At 36.6% G+C, this 19361-nt stretch carries 14 protein-coding genes; 5 read left to right on the forward strand and 9 right to left on the reverse strand.

All coding sequences use genetic code 11. The annotated features are described in order from the left end of the window. Window positions 1-37: 37 nt before the first annotated feature. Complete coding sequence (locus KO502_RS07735; protein ID WP_216022004.1) at window positions 38-1978, reverse strand: sigma 54-interacting transcriptional regulator; 1941 nt, start codon at window positions 1976-1978, stop codon at window positions 38-40. 401 nt (window positions 1979-2379) lie between these two features. On the opposite strand from KO502_RS07735, the gene cynS reads away from it, so the two are divergent. The 3 genes from cynS (at window position 2380) to KO502_RS07750 (ending at window position 5784) form a co-directional block, all read left to right on the forward strand. Further along, window positions 2380-2820, forward strand: coding sequence for a cyanase (gene cynS / locus KO502_RS07740; protein ID WP_216022005.1), 441 nt, complete (start codon window positions 2380-2382; stop codon window positions 2818-2820). A 229-nt stretch (window positions 2821-3049) separates the two neighbouring features. Continuing rightward, window positions 3050-3862, forward strand: coding sequence for a formate/nitrite transporter family protein (locus KO502_RS07745; protein WP_216022006.1), 813 nt, complete (start codon window positions 3050-3052; stop codon window positions 3860-3862). 218 nt (window positions 3863-4080) lie between these two features. Beyond that, a complete protein-coding gene (locus KO502_RS07750; RefSeq protein ID WP_216022007.1) occupies window positions 4081-5784 on the forward strand; it encodes a bifunctional protein-serine/threonine kinase/phosphatase in 1704 nt (567 codons plus the stop codon). Window positions 5785-5885: 101 nt separating this feature from the next. On the opposite strand, the gene KO502_RS07755 is transcribed toward KO502_RS07750, so the two are convergent. The 4 genes from KO502_RS07755 to gltB form a co-directional block, all read right to left on the reverse strand. Next, window positions 5886-6755: an MYG1 family protein gene (locus KO502_RS07755; protein ID WP_216022008.1), complete on the reverse strand. Its 870-nt coding sequence runs from the start codon at window positions 6753-6755 to the stop codon at window positions 5886-5888. A gap of 253 nt (window positions 6756-7008) precedes the next feature. Then, window positions 7009-7305 carry a hypothetical protein gene (locus KO502_RS07760; protein WP_216022009.1) on the reverse strand — a complete coding sequence of 99 codons (297 nt, stop codon included), beginning with the start codon at window positions 7303-7305 and terminating at the stop codon, window positions 7009-7011. Window positions 7306-7518: 213 nt separating this feature from the next. Continuing rightward, a complete protein-coding gene (locus KO502_RS07765) occupies window positions 7519-9009 on the reverse strand; it encodes a glutamate synthase subunit beta (protein ID WP_216022010.1) in 1491 nt (496 codons plus the stop codon). Window positions 9010-9029: 20 nt separating this feature from the next. Beyond that, window positions 9030-13637 carry a glutamate synthase large subunit gene (gltB, locus tag KO502_RS07770; RefSeq protein ID WP_216022011.1) on the reverse strand — a complete coding sequence of 1536 codons (4608 nt, stop codon included), beginning with the start codon at window positions 13635-13637 and terminating at the stop codon, window positions 9030-9032. An 804-nt stretch (window positions 13638-14441) separates the two neighbouring features. On the opposite strand from gltB, the gene KO502_RS07775 reads away from it, so the two are divergent. Further along, entirely contained in the window at window positions 14442-16061 is a 1620-nt protein-coding gene (locus KO502_RS07775) for a methyl-accepting chemotaxis protein (RefSeq protein ID WP_216022012.1), read from the forward strand. A 36-nt stretch (window positions 16062-16097) separates the two neighbouring features. After that, complete coding sequence (locus tag KO502_RS07780; protein WP_216022013.1) at window positions 16098-17387, forward strand: transporter substrate-binding domain-containing protein; 1290 nt, start codon at window positions 16098-16100, stop codon at window positions 17385-17387. A 371-nt stretch (window positions 17388-17758) separates the two neighbouring features. Here KO502_RS07780 and sodX read toward each other — a convergent pair whose 3' ends face one another. From sodX to KO502_RS07800, 4 genes are read right to left on the reverse strand one after another with little or no spacing between them, the layout of a single operon-like run. Further along, window positions 17759-18082, reverse strand: coding sequence for a nickel-type superoxide dismutase maturation protease (sodX, locus tag KO502_RS07785; RefSeq protein WP_216022014.1), 324 nt, complete (start codon window positions 18080-18082; stop codon window positions 17759-17761). A gap of 2 nt (window positions 18083-18084) precedes the next feature. Beyond that, the gene (locus KO502_RS07790; RefSeq protein ID WP_216022015.1) at window positions 18085-18240 is read right to left on the reverse strand and encodes a hypothetical protein; all 156 of its coding nucleotides are present in this window, start codon (window positions 18238-18240) and stop codon (window positions 18085-18087) included. Between the two features lie 23 nt (window positions 18241-18263). After that, window positions 18264-18476: a hypothetical protein gene (locus tag KO502_RS07795; protein WP_216022016.1), complete on the reverse strand. Its 213-nt coding sequence runs from the start codon at window positions 18474-18476 to the stop codon at window positions 18264-18266. 37 nt (window positions 18477-18513) lie between these two features. Beyond that, the gene (locus tag KO502_RS07800) at window positions 18514-18948 is read right to left on the reverse strand and encodes a hypothetical protein (RefSeq protein ID WP_216022017.1); all 435 of its coding nucleotides are present in this window, start codon (window positions 18946-18948) and stop codon (window positions 18514-18516) included. Between the last annotated feature and the right edge of the window lie 413 nt (window positions 18949-19361).

Below are 19361 nucleotides of genomic sequence, written 5' to 3' on the forward strand. Positions count from 1 at the left end.
GCTGAGTGGGAAAGAACTTAATCAAATTGGTATAACTCTAGTTAACATAATCATTTTTATTTAAACCATATTTCTTTAACCTTGAGGCTAAGGTTGTTGGTTTTAAACCTAATAATTGTGCCGCACCATCTTTACCATATATTTTTCCATTGCACCGCCGTAATACATTTTCTACATTGTTTTTTTCTAATAGTTTTTGTGCCTTAGCACTTATCAGCGGCGGAGATACGCTTGCCGATAAATGATCAATAGAGTCCATCGGCTGATGTTGAATTGGCGCTTCTGAAAATAAATCATCGGTGAAGGTTTTATTCGCTAGGCTCTTATTGCTTAGGCTTTCTTTAGCTAAAAATGTAAAACTCACTTTATTACTTGTGGCTAAAATAATTTGTCGTTCAATGATGTTTTCAAGCTCTCGGATATTACCTGGCCAATGATATTGTGTTAAAAATTGCATTTGTGCTACTGAAACATCGGGCTGTGGTCTATTTAAGCTTATGCACACTTTATCTATAAAATGTTTTACTAATAGCGGGATATCTTCGGTACGCTCGCGTAATGCAGGGGAATGGATAGGGAAAACATTCAGCCTGAAATATAAATCTTCTCTAAATTTATTTTGTCTGACTAATGTTTGTAGGTTTTGATTAGTCGCTGAAATAACTCTTACATCAACGTGTCTCGTTTTAGATTCGCCAACACGCTCAAATTGTTGTTCTTGTAATACACGTAATAACTTACCTTGTAGTTGTAATGGAATTTCCCCTACTTCATCTAAAAATATTGTTGCGCCGTCAGCAAGTTCAAAACGTCCTATTCTATCGGAAATTGCCCCTGAAAAAGCACCTTTGACATGGCCAAAAAACTCACTCTCAAATAACTCCGCCGGTATAGCCGCACAATTAACGCGAATTAAAGGCCTTGCTTTACGTTCACTTACTTCATGAATAGCGCGAGCAATTAACTCTTTACCGGTACCAGACTCCCCTGCTATTAATACGTTGGCGTTAGTGGCGCCTACTAATTCTATTTGCTTAACCATGTGTTGTACTTTGATACTCTGACCAATAATTTGATGATGATTAAAGTCAGCATTTAACTCTTCAAGCAAGTAAGCATTGTCCATTTCTAAACGATGTTTTAGCGTGTCTATTTCTTTAATAGCATTCAATAGTTTTTCTTGAATGTTTTTTCGCTCAGTAATATCTCGAAAAATAACCACTGCACCAATTAATAAGCCGTTTTCAGTAACCGGAGTACTTTTATATTCAACCGCAACAGGCTCACCATTTTTCTTCCAAAACACTTCATCATCAACACTGTGTATCTCTCCATCTTTAAAGGCAGCATAAATGGGGCATTCAATATCATGATAATGCTCACCATTTTCATGAGAATGGTGAATAACCTCATGGATATTTTTAGCAACAAGATCTGACTTGTTCCATCCTAATATTTGCTCCGCCGCTTTATTTACAAACGTTGTATTACCATTTACGTCAACACCATAAATACCATCACCCACAGCACTCAGTAACAATTGATTTTGTCGCTCTATTCCCTCAAAAACAGTTTCGTTAGCATTCCAGTGCACTATGCCAGCTTGATATTCAGCTTGTGCTATTGCTTGGTGATATCTGGCAAAGGTTAAATTAGCATTTTGACAAGAAAAAAGGATCTTATTATCGACAGCATTCGCGGTAATATCTAAATAGACTTTATCGCCATTAACAGTGATAAATAAGTCATTTGACCAAGCCTTACCTTTAGCCAGTACTTGTTGTGTAACATGTATAAGCTCTTCTATACATCCTTTAAAGAAGTGAGTCGCGCTAAGATCTGTAACATTATTACCGGTGTCTTTATGTTCAAGCGCAAATAAACTTGCTGCCTTATTATTGAACTCTAAAATTTGATTATTAAAAGGGTCAATAAATAACAATGCTTGCGGCGCATTTAAAAATAAACTCGATTTCATAAACTCCCCCTGTCGACTTACTTATTAATATAACTATTCAATTATTAAGCCAGACCACGAAATCCCGTGCTTTTAATCACGAAATATCGTTAAACCACGAATAATCGTTTCTTTTAAAAACATTAAAAAAAATATAACACTTATAAAAACAATAAGTTAAAAAGTACATACAGTTGGCACATAAATAGCTATTACTTATATCAAGTAATGACTTTTGTAGCCTTTCATTATGATTTATTCGTTGTTTGCACTGTTATGTAGCTTATATTTTTCATTAAGCACTTAACATAAACGTAAAGCGAAGCATAAAAATGGATCACTACTCATTAACTTAACTAAATAACTTAACTAAATAACTTAACTATTAACTTAACTAATAATTTTTATATTAAGGAACACAGATGAATAAATTAGATGTAACAGAAGCTATTTTCGTAATAAAAAATGCAAAATCATTAAAATGGCAAGATATTGCAGACGGCATTGGTAAATCTGTAGTGTGGACAACTTCTGCCTGTTTAGGTATGAACAGTTTTCCTGAAGCCGATGCAGATAAGTTAATTAGCTTCTTAGGTTTACCCGTAGAATCTAAGCCTGCTTTAATGGAGTTTCCTCTTAAAGAATGGGATAAAGCGATACCACAAGATCCTCTCGTATATCGTCTCTACGAAGTTGTTGGTGTATATGGCGATACTTTAAAAGAAGTTATTCAAGAAAAGTTCGGCGATGGCATCATGAGCGCTATCGATTTTTCAATGGAAGTAGATAAAGAAGAAAACCCTAAAGGTGACCGAGTAATTTTAACGCTAAATGGTAAATTTTTACCTTACGCAACCTGGTAATAAGCTTTTAGCTTTATTTTGTAGCTTTAACTTATGAACCATTATAGTGCAAAGTGGTGTTTTATATTGTGCATTAATATATAAAAGCACAATAAAATAGCTAAAAAAGCTGTTAAAGCTACATAATTCATAGGCATAAATGTTTGGCACTTTATTTGCTAAACCACAGTAAGAACACATAAAAATAATTTATTTTCCAACAACATAACTAACATGAAGTGAGATCCATATGGCTTATATAGAACCAAGTGAGTTTGTAACTAAGATGGTAGACGCCGGTGAACAAAAAGTTTACATGTCTACTAAAGATACTATTATTCGAGCCTTTATGGCCGGTGCTATCCTAGGTTTAGCTGCAGTATTTGCAATTACGGTGGCCATGAAAACTGGTAGCCCTATTTTAGGTGCTTGCCTTTTCCCTGTCGGTTTTATCATGCTTTACTTGATGAAATTTGATTTACTTACTGGTGTATTCACATTAGTACCTTTAGCGCTACTAGATAAGCGACCTGGCGTTACCTTTAGTGGCGTCATGCGAAACTGGGGACTTGTTTTCATCGGCAACTTTGCGGGAGCTATGACCACCGCATTCTTTATGTCCTTCATTTTAACTTACGGTTACGCAACAGACGGTGGCGCACTTGCTGCCAAAGTGGCACATATTGGTGAGTCAAGAACAGTTGGTTATCAAGCGCACGGTATTGGTGGTTGGATTACTATTTTCATTCGCGGTATGTTATGTAACTGGATGGTATCAATGGGTGTAGTTGGCGCAATGATTTCAACGTCTGCTGGCGCCAAAATGGCAGCAATGTGGATGCCTGTAATGCTGTTCTTCTTCATGGGGTTTGAGCATTCGATTGTTAACATGTTTTTATTCCCATTCTCAATGATCATGGGTGGTGACTTCACTGTTTACGATTATTTATTATGGAATGAAATCCCTACCGTATTAGGTAACCTTGCAGGTGGTTTATTATTAGTTGGTTTACCGCTGTACTTTACCCACGTTAGAACTTCACCAAATAGAAAATTAGGTTAATCATTAGTTAAAGCATATGATAAGCAATTATCATTGTTAACTGAAAAAGGCTTCGTAATTATAGTTACGAAGCCTTTTTAACTTTATAGCGCTTAGTTTTTGGCTAGATATTTATAACCATCAATTATGAGAAGTTAAGCGCTAAAAACGTTAATATATTTTTGCATCAATAAGTATGCATCAATATTAATTCGGTTCAGTACCACAGGAAGTTATACATGAGTAAACCATTATCAGTAAGTATTGGCAGCGCAACAGACAAAGGCGTGAAAGAAGTTAACCAAGATTTTCTCGGTAGTATTATTCCAAAAGAGCCAATGTTAAGTAGTAAAGGGATTGTACTAGCTATGGCTGACGGTATTAGCTCAAGTAATGTCAGTCAAATTGCCAGTGAAACAGCAATATCGAGCTTTTTAGAAGATTATTACTGCACATCTGACTCTTGGTCGGTAAAAACCTCTGCACAAAAAGTTATTCGCTCTATTAACTCATGGCTTTATTCTCAAACCCGCAATAGCCCTTACCGTTTTGAAAAAGATAAAGGTTATATTTGTACCTTTAGTGCCTTAGTGCTCAAATCCAATACCGCACACTTATTTCATTCGGGAGATACTCGAATTTGTCGTTTAAGTGGAAAACAGTTAGAGCAACTTACTGAAGATCATCGACGTGTCGTTTCTCAAGATGTTAGTTACTTAACCCGTGCTTTAGGCATAGACCAAACCTTTGATGTTGATTATCAAAGCCAAGCACTTGAGCAAGGCGATATATATATTATTGCCACCGATGGCGTTTATGAGTTTTTAGATGGTACTGAAATAGCGAAAATAATTAGCAATTCCGACACTTTAAACGAGGCTGCAGACACCGTCATTAAAGAAGCGCTAGCAAAAGGCAGTGATGATAATTTAAGTATTCAGATTGTCCGTGTTGATAACCTACCTGAATACCAATTAGACGAAGTGCATCAATTAACCACGCTGCCCTTGCCTCCTAGATTAACACCACGAATGCAGTTTGACGGTTATGAAATTCTTCGTGAAATTTATATTAGTAGTCGTAGTCATGTATTTTTAGCCCGTGATAATGAATCACAACAAACCGTAGTTATAAAGACTCCTTCAACTGAGTTACGCAACGATAGTCAATACCTTGAACGCTTTATGCTTGAAGAGTGGATAGCTAAACGTATTAACAATCCACATGTGGCGAAAGCGATTGTGCCGCAAAGAAAGCGACATTATCTATATTTAGTAACCGAATTTATTGATGGTATTTCATTAAACCAATGGATGGTAGACAACCCGAAGCCAAAATTAGAGCAAGTGAGAAAAATAATCGAGCAGACAGTCAAAGGTTTACAAGCTTTTCACCGTCAAGAGATGATCCATCAAGACTTGCGTCCTGCCAATATTATGATTGATAGCACAGATACGGTAAAAATTATTGATTTTGGCTCTACCTTTATCGCTGGCGTTACTGACGCTGACACCGAAGAAATTATGCGCGGCACTATTCGCTACTCTGCCCCTGAATACTTTTTAGGGCAATTAGGCACAACGCAATCTGATATATATTCATTGGCGGTGATCGCTTATCAAATGTTATCAGGAAAATTCCCATACGGTAGTGAGATAGCGCAGGCCAATAGTGTTTCAGCCCAACGTAAATTAAAATATAAATCGATTATTAATGATGATTCTGAATTACCACTGTGGATAGACGACACGCTTGAAAAAGCCTTAAAGATTGAACCATTAAAACGCTACCCTGTGTTATCTGAGTTTATGCAAGACTTACGTCAGCCAAATAAGTCATTTTTAGCGAGAACTAAACCACCACTTATTCAACGAGACCCTGTGATGTTTTGGCAAGGAGTAAGTGTTATCTTATTTATTTTGTTAGTAATGCAAACTATCTAAGTAGTTATTTAAATAGTAAAACGCAAAGACAAAAAAAGCTTGTGATGGACTAACATCACAAGCTTTTCTGTTATCTTTTTATCTTAAGGATTTAAAAACGCCTATGCTTCAAGCGCCATTGCAGCCATTTTCATGGTGCTTTCAAATGATTCTGCACCTGCGATGAATAAACCATTATGGCAGAACATTGCATCATCAATACCAGTAACATCTTTTAATTCTTGATCAGATAAACCAGCCCATGGTGTTGGTAGTGGTTTTCTATCTTCAAATGAGCCTGGCTCAACAGGAACAGTTTGAATACGCCACTGTCCCGTTTCTGATGGATAAACCATGTATAACGCTTCAGTTGATAACGCATGTACCGTTCTTTTCCACGGAGTATATTTTTCTAATACAATAACACGAGGATCGGCTGCGTTTTCAATGGCCTTAGCGACAATAGCTTTGGCGCTGATACCGCCACTTGCAGAAGCGATAAAGCGTGTTAAAACACGTGAAGCAAATTCAACAGCTTCATCAAAACAACTATCAAACTTGCTATCTTCTTGCCATGTTGGATTAAACATTGAGATGGTTTGGCTCAGGCTAATACCTTGCGCAACACCCTCAACATGACCACAATCAATAGCGTCTATAGTAGAAACTAACCCAGAATCAAGAGAATTAGCAACTTCTTGGTTGCCTTTACAAATATCTAATCCGTATTTTTTCCACACTAAGCCAAACGATGAATAAGGAATACCATTTTCACGTGCACCAGCACCGCCACGTTGGTGATGATCAAAGCGTCCTGCTTCTGCATCGTACTCACCGCCTACATCAATAACAATATCAGCTTTACTGATGATGTCTAAATTACGCGTGCGAACTAGGGTAAAACTAGGAAAGATTGCTTTAAGTGCTGCGATACTAAACACATCGTCTGCGTGAAAATTACCATTATGTGTTGCTATTGTTAGATCAGTCATTGAATATAAAATGCCATTTTTTGATAAGTAAGTACTGAGTTAATGAATACTCAGCTCTGTTGCGCCATAGTATATCGTGAATCCCAGTTAAAGGCAGCTAACAAGCATATAAAGTTGCTGTAGATTGAGGTTATCATTAGGAGGGATAAATACTTAATGCGAGCTGAAGCAAAAAAGCTACAAGCTCACATTTAATTTTAGTTGTCGTTGCTAGTAAGTAAAAATATCTTAAACCGAGTTCAGGTTAACTAGCTTATTCTTCTTCAGCGAGTGCTGTTGCCTTTTTCATGCTTGCTTTAATTTCTTTAATGTCGCAGTCATCAAGTAATAAAAGAACATCAGCGATACAGCTGCGCAACTCAGTACTTTCTTTAAGAGCTTTTTTATGTTGCATGTGGGCGATTGATTCTCGATTCATTACCGTATTTAATAATTTTTTTAATGCAGCTTCGTCGTTAACATCTAAATCAGCAAGTGGATTCGAAGTTACTTGATTATAAGCGTTATAAATAACTATTAGGGCTTCTTGTGCTTCTTTTAATCGTTTCATATTTTTATTCTTATTAAATGACAAGGCATTTCAGATTACCTAAATAAAACACTTTGTCTATAAGACTTTAGGCTATATTTTCCAACATTCGTTAAATTATATATATTTATAATAAAAAAGCCTTATCGTATTGAATACGATAAGGCTTTATTTAGTTCATTATTTGGCGCTTTATTTATTTAATTATAAATAGAGACTTAAAACAAACAGATCTTATGGAAGGTAGCTGCTACCCATTAAGTATGAGTCTACTTCACGTGCACAACGACGACCTTCGTCAATTGCCCAAACAATTAAACTTTGACCACGACGGCTATCACCTGCAGCGAAAATACCCGGCTTGCTAGTAGCAAACTTATCGTATTCTGCAGCAATGTTAGAACGATTATCTTGATCTAAACCAAATTGCTCAATCAAACCACCTTCTGGTCCCATAAAGCCCATTGCGATAAGCACGATATCAGCAGGAAGTACTTTTTCACTGCCAGCAATTTCTTGTGGGAACATTTGACCTTTGTCATTTTTCTCCCAAGTAATATCAACTGTATGCACAGCTTTAACATTACCTTGACCGTCACTTTCAATTTTCTTAGTCATGACTAAGTATTGACGTGGATCTTGCCCTTGAATAGCAATAGCTTCTTTTTGACCGTAATCAACAAGTAAACGTTTTGGCCATTGTGGCCATGGGTTACTGTCTTGTTGACGCTCTTCAGGTGGGCGCGGCATGATTTCTAATTGAATCGCACTTGCACACTGGTGACGTAATGAAGTACCAATACAGTCAGTACCTGTATCACCACCACCAATAACAACGACGTTTTTACCTTCAGCGTTGATGAATTGACCATCTTTATGTTCGCTATCAAGTAAGCTCTTCGTGTTGGCTTTTAAGAAATCCATCGCAAAATGTACGCCATTAAGCTCACGACCTTCTACTGGTAAGTCACGCGGTACTGTAGCACCCGTACATAACACAACAGAATCAAAATCAGTTTCAAGCTGCTCAACGCTAATGTCTTTGCCTACTTCAGTATTAACAACAAAAACAATGCCTTCTTCAGCTAATAAATCAACACGACGTTGCACTAATTCTTTTTGCAACTTCATGTTTGGAATACCGTACATTAATAAACCACCGATTCTATCGGCACGTTCATAAACAGTAACCATGTGACCAGCTTTATTAAGCTGTGCTGCTGCTGCAAGACCTGCAGGGCCTGAGCCAATTACCGCAACACTTTTACCTGTGCGTGCTTTTGGTGGCTCAGCAACAACCCAACCTTCTGCAAAGGCGTGATCAATAATTTCTTTTTCGTGAAGTTTAATGGCTACTGGGTCTTCATTAATACCTAGTACACAAGCACCTTCACATGGCGCTGGACAAACACGACCTGTAAATTCAGGGAAGTTATTGGTTTTATGTAATAACTCTACTGCGTCTTTCCAACGACCTCGGTAAATCAAATCATTCCACTCAGGAATAACGTTATTTACCGGACAACCAGCAACCGCAGGAGCAAACTCCGACTTAGCTGATTGACAAAATGGAACACCACAATCCATACAACGAGAAGCTTGCTTCTCTACGTCTTTAAGTGGAATTTCTTCATATACTTCTAACCAATCAATTAAACGTTCACCTGCGTTACGTTCAGTTGGCAAGGCACGACCTACGTTGATAAACCCTGTTGGATTTCCCATAATATATTCTCCTTGGCAGCTTAAGCTTTTGCGCTAGCTAATTTGTTTAAATGGATATCGAATGCTTGAACGGCGATGTCATATTCTGACTCAAACTTACCGCTTGCTCGTACATCATTCATGTAACCTTGCATACGCTTATAATCTACCGGCATAACTTTAACAAATTTCTTAACACTGTTATCCCAATCAGCTAATAATTCACTAGCAACATCTGAGCCTGTAGCGTCAAAATGTTCTGCGATTAAGGCTTTTAATTCGCTACTTTCTGCATCTGTGTCAACCGTTTCTAATGAAACCATTTCCATATTACATTTTGGTGCGAAATCATTCTTAGTATCTAGTACATAAGCAACACCACCAGACATACCCGCCGCAAAGTTACGACCTGTTGTACCTAGTATTACTGCTTTACCACCTGTCATGTATTCACAACCGTGGTCACCGATACCTTCAACAACAGCTGTAGCGCCTGAGTTACGAACACAGAAACGTTCACCAGCAACACCGCGAATAAATGCAGTACCAGAAGTAGCACCAAAGAAGGCTACGTTACCGATAAGAATGTTGTCACGTGGTGAGAACTTAGCTTCTTTACTTGGGTAAACAACTAAGTTTGCACCAGATAAGCCTTTACCGAAGTAATCGTTAGCATCACCTTCAAGTTCAAAACGTAAACCTGTAGCTGAGAAACAACCAAAACTTTGACCAGCAGAGCCATTAAACTTAACCTTAATGGTATTTTCTGGTAAGCCTTCAGCGCCGTATTTTTTAGATATTTCGTTAGAAACCATGGCACCGATTGTACGGTCTGTATTAATCACGTCATATTCAAGAGAAACGCTAGCACCAGATTCAAGTGCAGCTGATGCATCTTTAATCATTTGGCGATCAATAATTTTGTGTATTAAGTGTTTTTGCTCAATTGAATTATAAAGCGTTTCATCTTCACCACACTCTTCTTTATGAAGTAATGGTTTTAAATCAACACCGTTATATTTCCAATGGTCTACGTCATCACGCTGTTTAAGACATTGCGTTTGACCAACCATTTCTTCAATGCTCTTAAAGCCAAGCTCTGCCATGATTTCACGTAATCCTTCAGCCATCATGGTGAAGAAGTTAACTAGAATATCAGCACGACCAGTAAACTTGTCGCGTAAACCTTTATCTTGAGTAGCAATACCTACTGGACAAGTGTTTAAGTGACACTTACGCATCATGATACAACCTTCAACAACTAACGCTGTTGTTGCCATACCGTATTCTTCAGCACCTAATAATGTCGCAATAGCTAAATCACGTGGTGTTTTAAGTTGACCATCAGTTTGCACCGTAATACGGCTACGTAACTTGTTACGTACTAAGGTTTGATGCGTTTCAGCTAGACCTAGTTCCCAAGGTAAACCTGTGTGTTTAATTGAGCTCAGTGGAGAGGCACCTGTACCGCCATCATGACCAGCAATTAATACCACATCAGCGTAAGCTTTAGTTACACCCGAGGCGATAGTACCAACACCTGCTTCAGATACTAATTTAACGTTAACACGTGCTTCACGGTTAGCATTTTTAAGATCGTAAATAAGCTGTGATAAATCTTCAATTGAATAAATATCGTGATGTGGAGGTGGTGAAATAAGACCTACACCTGGTGTTGAACCACGTGTTTTACCAATCCATGCATCTACTTTATCACCAGGTAGTTGACCACCCTCACCTGGTTTAGCGCCCTGCGCCATTTTAATTTGTAATTCGTCAGCATTCGCTAAGTAATGACTGGTAACACCGAAACGACCAGACGCAACTTGCTTGATGCGTGAGTTCATTGAATCGCCATTTTCCATCGGTGTGAAACGAATTGGATCTTCACCACCTTCACCACTATTACTCTTACCACCAATGCGGTTCATCGCAATAGCAAGTGTAGTATGTGCTTCCCACGAGATTGAACCAAATGACATAGCACCTGATGCAAAGCGTTTGAAAATGTTTTCAACCGGCTCAACTTCACTTAATGGAATTGCAGGACGGTCACTGCTAATGTCTAATAAACCACGTAATGTAAACGCTTCTTTAGCTTGATCATCAACCGTTCTTGCGTACTCTTTAAACTGGTTAGTATCATTACTCGCTGTTGAGTGCTGAAGTAAACGGATAACCGTTGGGCTAAATAAATGACGTTCGCCATCATTACGCCATGCATATTCACCACCGGTTGGTAATAAATTATCAACGGCGATACGACTTGCTTCAGGGAAACCTTCACGATGACGTAAAACCGCTTCTTGGGCAATTTGATCTAGGCTTAAACCTTGAATACGACTCACAGTACCAGTGAAGTACTCGTCAACAACATCAGAATTAACACCTAAGGCTTCAAATATTTGCGCGCCTAAGTATGACTGTAATGTTGAAATACCCATTTTAGAGAAAGTTTTTAATAAACCACTACCAACCGCTGCTGTGTACTTAGCAACAATTTGATCGTTAGTTAAGTCTTTATTTAAAATACCTTCGTCGCGTAAACCGTACATACTTTCTAATGCTAAGTATGGGTTGATTGCAGCAGCACCGTAACCGATTACTGCGGCAAAATGATGCGTTTCACGAATATCCGCAGACTCTAAAATAATATCAGCGTATGAACGTAAGCTTTGACGAATTAAGTAATGATGAACAGCCGCTGTCGCTAAAATTGACGGGATAGCAACATGGTCGCTATCTACTTCACGGTCACTTAATATTAATAATGAGTAGCCATCTTCAACCGCATCTTTTGCATACGCACAAACACGATCAAGGGCTTTCTTTAACTCACCTTCTTCACCACTAGCTTTAAAAGTAATGCTAATAGTTTTAGATTGTAAATGGTCGTTATCAATATGCTGTAACTTACGTAAGTCTTCGTTAGTTAATACAGGTTGATCAATTTCAACTTTATGACAATGTGCTGCAGTTTCTTCAAGTAAGTTTAATGACTTGCCTACGTAACCACGTAACGACATAACCAACTCTTCACGAATTGGATCTATTGGCGGGTTAGTAACTTGGGCAAACAATTGCTTAAAGTAATGAGAAAGCTGTTGTGGGCGATGTGATAAAACCGCTAATGGTGTATCTGTACCCATAGCGCCTAATGGCTCTTTAGACGTACCAACCATACCAGCTAGGATAACGTTAAGATCTTCATTAGTGTAACCAAACGCTTTTTGATATTTACGTAATTCTTGAAGCGGTGGTTGTGCAATTGATGCTGTTGGTACAGGAATATCTGCTAATTCAATTTTGTTTTCTTCTAGCCACTGGCCGTAAGGCTGTGCAGAACTAACTTGAGTTTTAACTTCGTCATCACTAATGATGCGACCTTCAATTAAATCAGCAATGAAGATTTTACCTGGCTGTAAACGACCTTTTTCAACAACAGTTGACTGATCAACACATAATGTGCCTGTTTCAGAGCCCATTACTAAGGTACCGTCTTCTGTTAATAAATAACGTGAAGGACGTAAACCATTACGGTCAAGTGTCGCACCAATAATTTTACCATCTGTAAACGATAATGAAGCAGGACCATCCCATGGTTCCATAATACAAGCATAGTACTCGTAAAATGCACGTTTAGTTGGATCCATATCCGCTTGAGTCTGCCAAGCTTCAGGTACCATCATCATCATTACTTGTGCAAGAGAGCGACCACTTAACACTAATAATTCGATGGCCATATCTAAGTTGGCTGAATCTGAGTTATCTTTATTACAAATCGGGTTAAGCATTTGTAATTCAGCATCAGTAAAGTTAACAGAGCTGAATAATGCTTCACGCGCATTCATCCAGTTAATATTACCGCGCACTGTGTTGATTTCACCATTGTGCGCAATATAGCGGAATGGTTGAGCACGACGCCATGCAGGGAATGTATTCGTTGAGAAACGAGAATGAAACATCGCTAAGCCTGAAACAGTACGTTCGTCTTGAAGATCTAAATAGTATTGACGAACCTGCTCAGTCGTAAATTGTCCTTTATAAACAATTTTAGTCGATGACATAGAGGTAACGTAAAACTCGTCACGCTCAGTAATTGATAAGCCATTAATTTTATGCGACGTATATTTACGTAAAACAAATAACTTACGCTCAAATTCTTGTGCGGATAAATCGCTTGGCTTCGCAATAAATACTTGCTCAATGTTTGGTTCAGTATTAAGTGACGCCGCACCTAACATTGAGTTATCACCAGGAACACTACGGTAACCTAATAAAGTTAAACCTAGTTGGGTAATATTTTGATTTAAAATTTCTCTGCACTGCTCACTTTGTGCATTATCACTTGGAAAGAAAATCATGCCTACGCCGTACTCGCCAGCGTCAGGTAAGCTAAACCCTAAGGTTGCCGTCTCTTCTTTTAAGAAGTCGTGAGGTATTTGAATAAGGATACCGGCGCCGTCACCACTTTTGACGTCAAAACCAGTACCACCACGATGCTCCATACAACTCAACATGGTGAGTGCATTTTCAATAATATCGTGAGATTTTTTACCCTTCAAATTGGCTACAAAGCCAATACCACAACTATCGTGTTCGAATTCGGCGCGATAAAGGCCTTGGGATTTTTTGCTCATATCATTCATTGCTTGTTCCTATTTCATCAAACTATTTCTATTAGCTGCCTTTGTTTTAAAACAAAGCGGCGGCTAATTAAGCTATATATTTAAATTGCTCAAATTTTACGCTACAGACCCTTCAGGATATTATTTAGAATTTATTGAGCTTTATGCGCTAGATTTATATTGGGTCTTTATGAGACGAGACGCTATTGATTTAATCATATTTAAAAGCGGCGGGAAAAATACCTGCAAAACGCTTCTAAGTCAATCATTATGTGTATATTCAAGAGTTTTTTTAAATAAATAGCGTGTTCTTTAACTCACTTGAAAGACTAAAGTTGATGGTTTTTTTCAATGACACCAGTACTCTCAACTCATTAGGTAAGTATATTATAACCTTTTTTATCTTCTGACTCTATGTCTATCTAGTAAATGCTCTATTCTCAATTTTTATATTAAGGTGAATCAAAAAAGATGTCTTTCTTACTCAAGACTTTAGGTTCATTTAACACGAGTTTACTTATTGTCCCTCGCTTTTTAAATAAAATGACAAATTCTCGAAGTGGTAAGTAAAGCTCGCGCCGCGGTTAAACCCGTTTTAAATTGAATAAATTCTCACCCTAAAAGATCAATAGTTCCTAATTAAATAAGTTTTTTATGGCGTATCGATACAAATAACAATCATTAAAATTGTCATATTTCAAATATTTAAGCTAGTATTTAAGTTATCAACTATTATCTTATTATTTATTAGTTTAATGCATGTTTTTAATAGACATTTAAACGGTAAGACTAAGAGCATTAAATAAACTTTATGGATGACTTAACATGTTCGATAATTTAAGTATTAAGATAAAATACTCAATTCCTCTTGCCATTGCGCTTATCTCTTTAATAGCAATAACCATCGCTAATTACTCACTTAGTGAAAAATTAGAAAGTAATGCTAAAATTTTCCCAAATCGTTTTATGCCTGCCATTAACGCAGTATTAAATGCTGATCGTGATTTATACCAAACCAGAGTAGCCGAAATTCAATTAGCTTCCTCTTCTACTTCTACTTTTGTTGCAGAAATCAACGAAAATGCCAAACAAGCAAAAGACAGGTTCAACCAATACCGAGACTTGATGAAAGAGTATCCTGACGTTATCAATTCATTAAATCGTTTTGATAGTTTATATAGCGAATGGTTTAATGAAGTAAAAAAAGTTATTTCTGCATCACAATCAGGTGATACAGATATGGCTTTATTAATAATGCAAGGTAGCTCTAAAACGGCTTTTGCCAATTTACGAAAACTTTATGATGTTGCTGGTGAGAGTGCTTTTAATAAAGCAAGCTTATTGCAAGATGAAATAGCAAAAGCCAATAGTGCTTCTAAAACGGTCAGTTTAACTGTCGCAATCCTCATTATTATAATCACCACGGGAGCGGCTTTTTATAGTCAACGTTTATTGCTACAACGCTTAGATGAAATTAAAAAAGGCATTAATGAAATAACTTCTGGAGGTGGTGATTTAACCAATAAAATACAGATACAACAGCACGATGAAATTGGTGATCTTGGTACTGCTTTTAATCAATTTGTAGAAAGTTTACGTGGTTTAATATCAGAAGTTAGAAACGAAGTAAGCGAATTATCATCTAGTAGTACTACATTAAAAGAATACGCAAATAAGGGATTAGATGTGGCTGATAAACAAAACAGTGCCTCCGACATGATTGTTAGCGCCGTACATGAAATGAGTATGGCGACCAAAGAATTAGCAAATATAGCTTTAAAAACAGCAGATGAAACTAAAGATGCTATGTCTTGCTCTGAAGAAGGTGTAACCAAAATAGCTTCTTCTGTTACTCAAGTTGAGCAATTATATATCACTATTGAAAATGCTTCTGAAGGTACAAAAAAGCTTTCAGAAGATTCTCAAAATATTTCAGGGGTTTTAGATGTAATAAGAGGTATTGCAGAGCAAACGAACTTACTTGCTCTTAATGCCGCTATTGAAGCCGCTCGAGCAGGAGAACAAGGCCGAGGCTTTGCTGTTGTTGCTGATGAAGTACGAAATTTGGCGCAAAAAACACAAGAATCTACAGATAGTATTCAATCAATGATCGAATCACTACAATCAGGCGTTAACAGCGTGGTAAATTTCATTGACGATGGTTTTGCTAAAGTTACCAACACTGTTGAGCTGTCTAAGGAAACAGAGTCGTCATTACAAAGAATACTCAGTAGCATTATTACGGTGAGCGATATGTCTATTCAAACAGCTACAGCAACAGAAGAGCAAACAGCGGTCACTGATGAAATTAACCGTAACCTACATTCATTAAACGAGCAGATAGTGTTAAGTAAAGATATATCAGCGGATACCAATGACGCTTCAATGCAAATTCAACAATTAGCAAAAAATATCGAAGGTGGCGTTGGACGCTTTAAAGTTTAAGTAACCTAGTGTGATGCTATAAAGGAATAAAACGATATGAAAGGAAGGTTTTTAATAACTACGACACTTTTGTTAAACAGTGTCGTAGTCGCTAAACCAGCGGAGTTTTTATTAGCCACTTATAATGCTCCACCTTATCAATATATTGAAAATAAAGTCATTAAAGGTATTACTGTTAGTACGGTACAATGTATTTTTCACAAGTTAAATAGAAAAATAGAAATTGACTTTTACCCATTAAAAAGATCGTTACGAGAATTAAAACGAAATAATATTAGTGGCGTTTTCCCCATTACCTCAGACGATAAAAAAAACGTAAACAGCACCTCGCCAATTTCTATTGAAAAATGGTATTGGCTAACTAATTTTCAGTTAACAGATCAAGTAACGACTAAAACATTTAGTAAAAAACTCATTGGTGCTGTCAATGGTAGTCCAGCTCATGATTGGTTATTAAAAAACAAATTAGACGTTGGCATAGCGGTTACCACACGTGAGCAGTTATTAAATATGTTCATCGCCGGTAGGGTCGATGCAATCATCATTGATGATAATGAGGCTAATAGAGATATAGAGTTTCATCAAATGATCAGATCAGTTGAGCATAACTGGCGATTTATTAAATTTGAATCTCATCACTTTGCATTTTCTGATAACGCCGTACGTGAAAATAGAGATATTATTAATCAATTTAATAACAACATTTCAAGTTGTAACCCTCTGTCTTTAAAACTGTCTTACAATGAAAAACAATTACTCATAAACTATTTAGCACCTTATTTAAATAAGCTTTCTCACTTCTTAAATAAAGCTAGGTCACCAGCTAAATTAACTGATATTTTTTCTACAGAGCAATTAAAAACAATAGACAAAACTTGGGATAAAGAAGTTAAAACACAAAGTGGCTCTCTTTATAATTCCATTAATAACTCTGAGCTAAGTGTGTTTTTATCAAAATTACAAAAAAGCTCCTTAGATGCTATTACTGAAATTATTGCCATTGATGATGAAGGCTACACTATTGCTTTAAGCTCAATTACCTCTGACTTATACCAAGGCGATGAGCCACAGTTTTTAAATACCTTTCCTGGTGGGCCTAACACTTTTTATATTGGCGACATAAAATATGATGCCTCCACCCATACTTTTCAAAGCCAAGTAAGCTTCGCCCTTAATTATAAAAAGCTAGATAAATTAAATGATAATGTTAAAGAGGCTGTTGTTACTTCAAACTCGACGGTTGCGGTTGTCACTTTTGGGGTAAATGTAGAGAAAGTAATTCAAGAACACAATAACAATAATATCTCTTTTGTCAGTAAACGCTGAGCATATTAAATGAAGAGAATATTGCTTTTTTAAAGACTGGAAACTGTAAAATGCGCTCCCCATATTTTTGTAATATTTTGAATTTCACTCAATAAGTCCATTTTTGATTTTGCATCAAGTAATTGAGAGTCATTATCGTGCAAGGTTAAATGTAACAAGTCCCCCTTGGTTATCACGCTATGCAAACAGGGTAATTCATGTAACCGTAAAAAGAATATCTTTTTATCTTCTTTACATTTAAATATTGGTATAGATATAACGATAAGCATTTATATGACTGAGGTTCCTTAACTAGCCCTCTTCTAAAGATAATATGTTTCAGTGAAAATTCATTAACAATTTGAATAATGGTAAAAATAAAATGTTGTAGATCATTCAAAGCGTACTGTACGGTCAATAGCTTTAGGGGTAAAAACTCGAATAACGCGCCCCAGTATTTGATGTTTATAAACAGGCCCTAATTGCTCTACCGACAAACTGTTATTGTTTCCTCCCCGACTCCAAACAAAACCATTTTTATCAACCATTGCTACTGTTTTTACAATAACCCCGTATTTAGGGTGGTTAATAACCATCGTTTGCCCTTCTTTAACTTTAAATATCATCAGCCATCTAGCAGCAAGTATAAAACAGCCTGCGGGAATAGCTGGTGCCATACTTTCCCCTGTTACTTTAAAGAAATTAAATCCAAACATAATTACCTCTTAATATCTGGTTCAGCAATGCTCTTCACCGTTGAGCCTGTATCCGGTGTTGATATTGGAATATATATTTCACGAGCCGTATAACAGTGCGCAGCGGCACTTGCAAAAGGGTGTTTTGCATCAATCTTTTTTAATAGTTCAAAAATCATCTCCCTCTCCTTTTTATTTTCTATTATCTATTATCTAAATTTTCTTTTAACAAGCTATCTTTAGTAGATTGATATCTAACCAATTTATTTATTAAATAAACACCAACAATAACTAAAGGTGCTAACCATGCCAAATGTATCAATACCGCCATTGGTACATTATGATCATGCCCCACATGGGCAAAACTACGTAAAGAAATAACACATAATGAGATGAAAAATAGTAAGCGGTACATAAGATAGTCCTGAATTTAGTTAAGTATTTATAACGTGTTAATGAAGTAAAGGAGTGCTTTGTTTTAATGAATTATCTACAGCAACCAAGCCATCAAGGCACCCTTCACAAATAGGATGCTTTTGAGCAAACATTAAAATGGGTGATAACGTAAACCTAAGCCCATTTATAGCAATTAATTTAATATCTTCATCAGCAGCTTTTGACTTACTCACCTCTAATAGGTATTCATGTGGTACGGTTAAAAACTTTAATGCGAGTGACAGTTGTTCAGTCGACTCATAAAGAGTTGATAAATTATGGCACGCACAAATCCAAGCCATTAATGTTTCACTACACAAAGGATTATTACGATAAGACACACCGAGTGAATCGTATGCTTGACTATAATAAGTTTCCGCTTTACTCCATTGATGCTGATGAAAACTGTCGTTACCTAGTTTTATTAATGACTGCCACTGTGTATCTTCCATTGAATACTCCGATAAATATTATAAGTAACCAATTATACAAATGATAACGATTATCATTTACTTTGTCAATAATTGTTATTCACATTAAATAAAAATTCTGGTTAGTTATCTTTAGGGAAAATTACTGTGTTATTTATATTGATTAATCCCCCATTTACATTGTTGATAGCTTGCTTGATCATAGTGAAAACTTTAATTAATTATCATCCATTAAAGTACTTTTAAAATGGCTCGTAAATTTACTATTTAACTAGGTGTATATATAAAAGCTCTCTCATTTGCCCATAAAGGTAACGCGTAACCAAAAAAGGGAAATATTAATGTAACTTAGCCTTAAACACACAACACAAAAAAGCCTTTGTTTTCATTAGGTAAAATTAATTTGTTTTTAATAACCTATAGCTAATTATTTT

The sequence above is a fragment of the Colwellia sp. E2M01 genome, from assembly GCF_018860585.1.
Lineage (GTDB): Bacteria > Pseudomonadota > Gammaproteobacteria > Enterobacterales > Alteromonadaceae > Colwellia.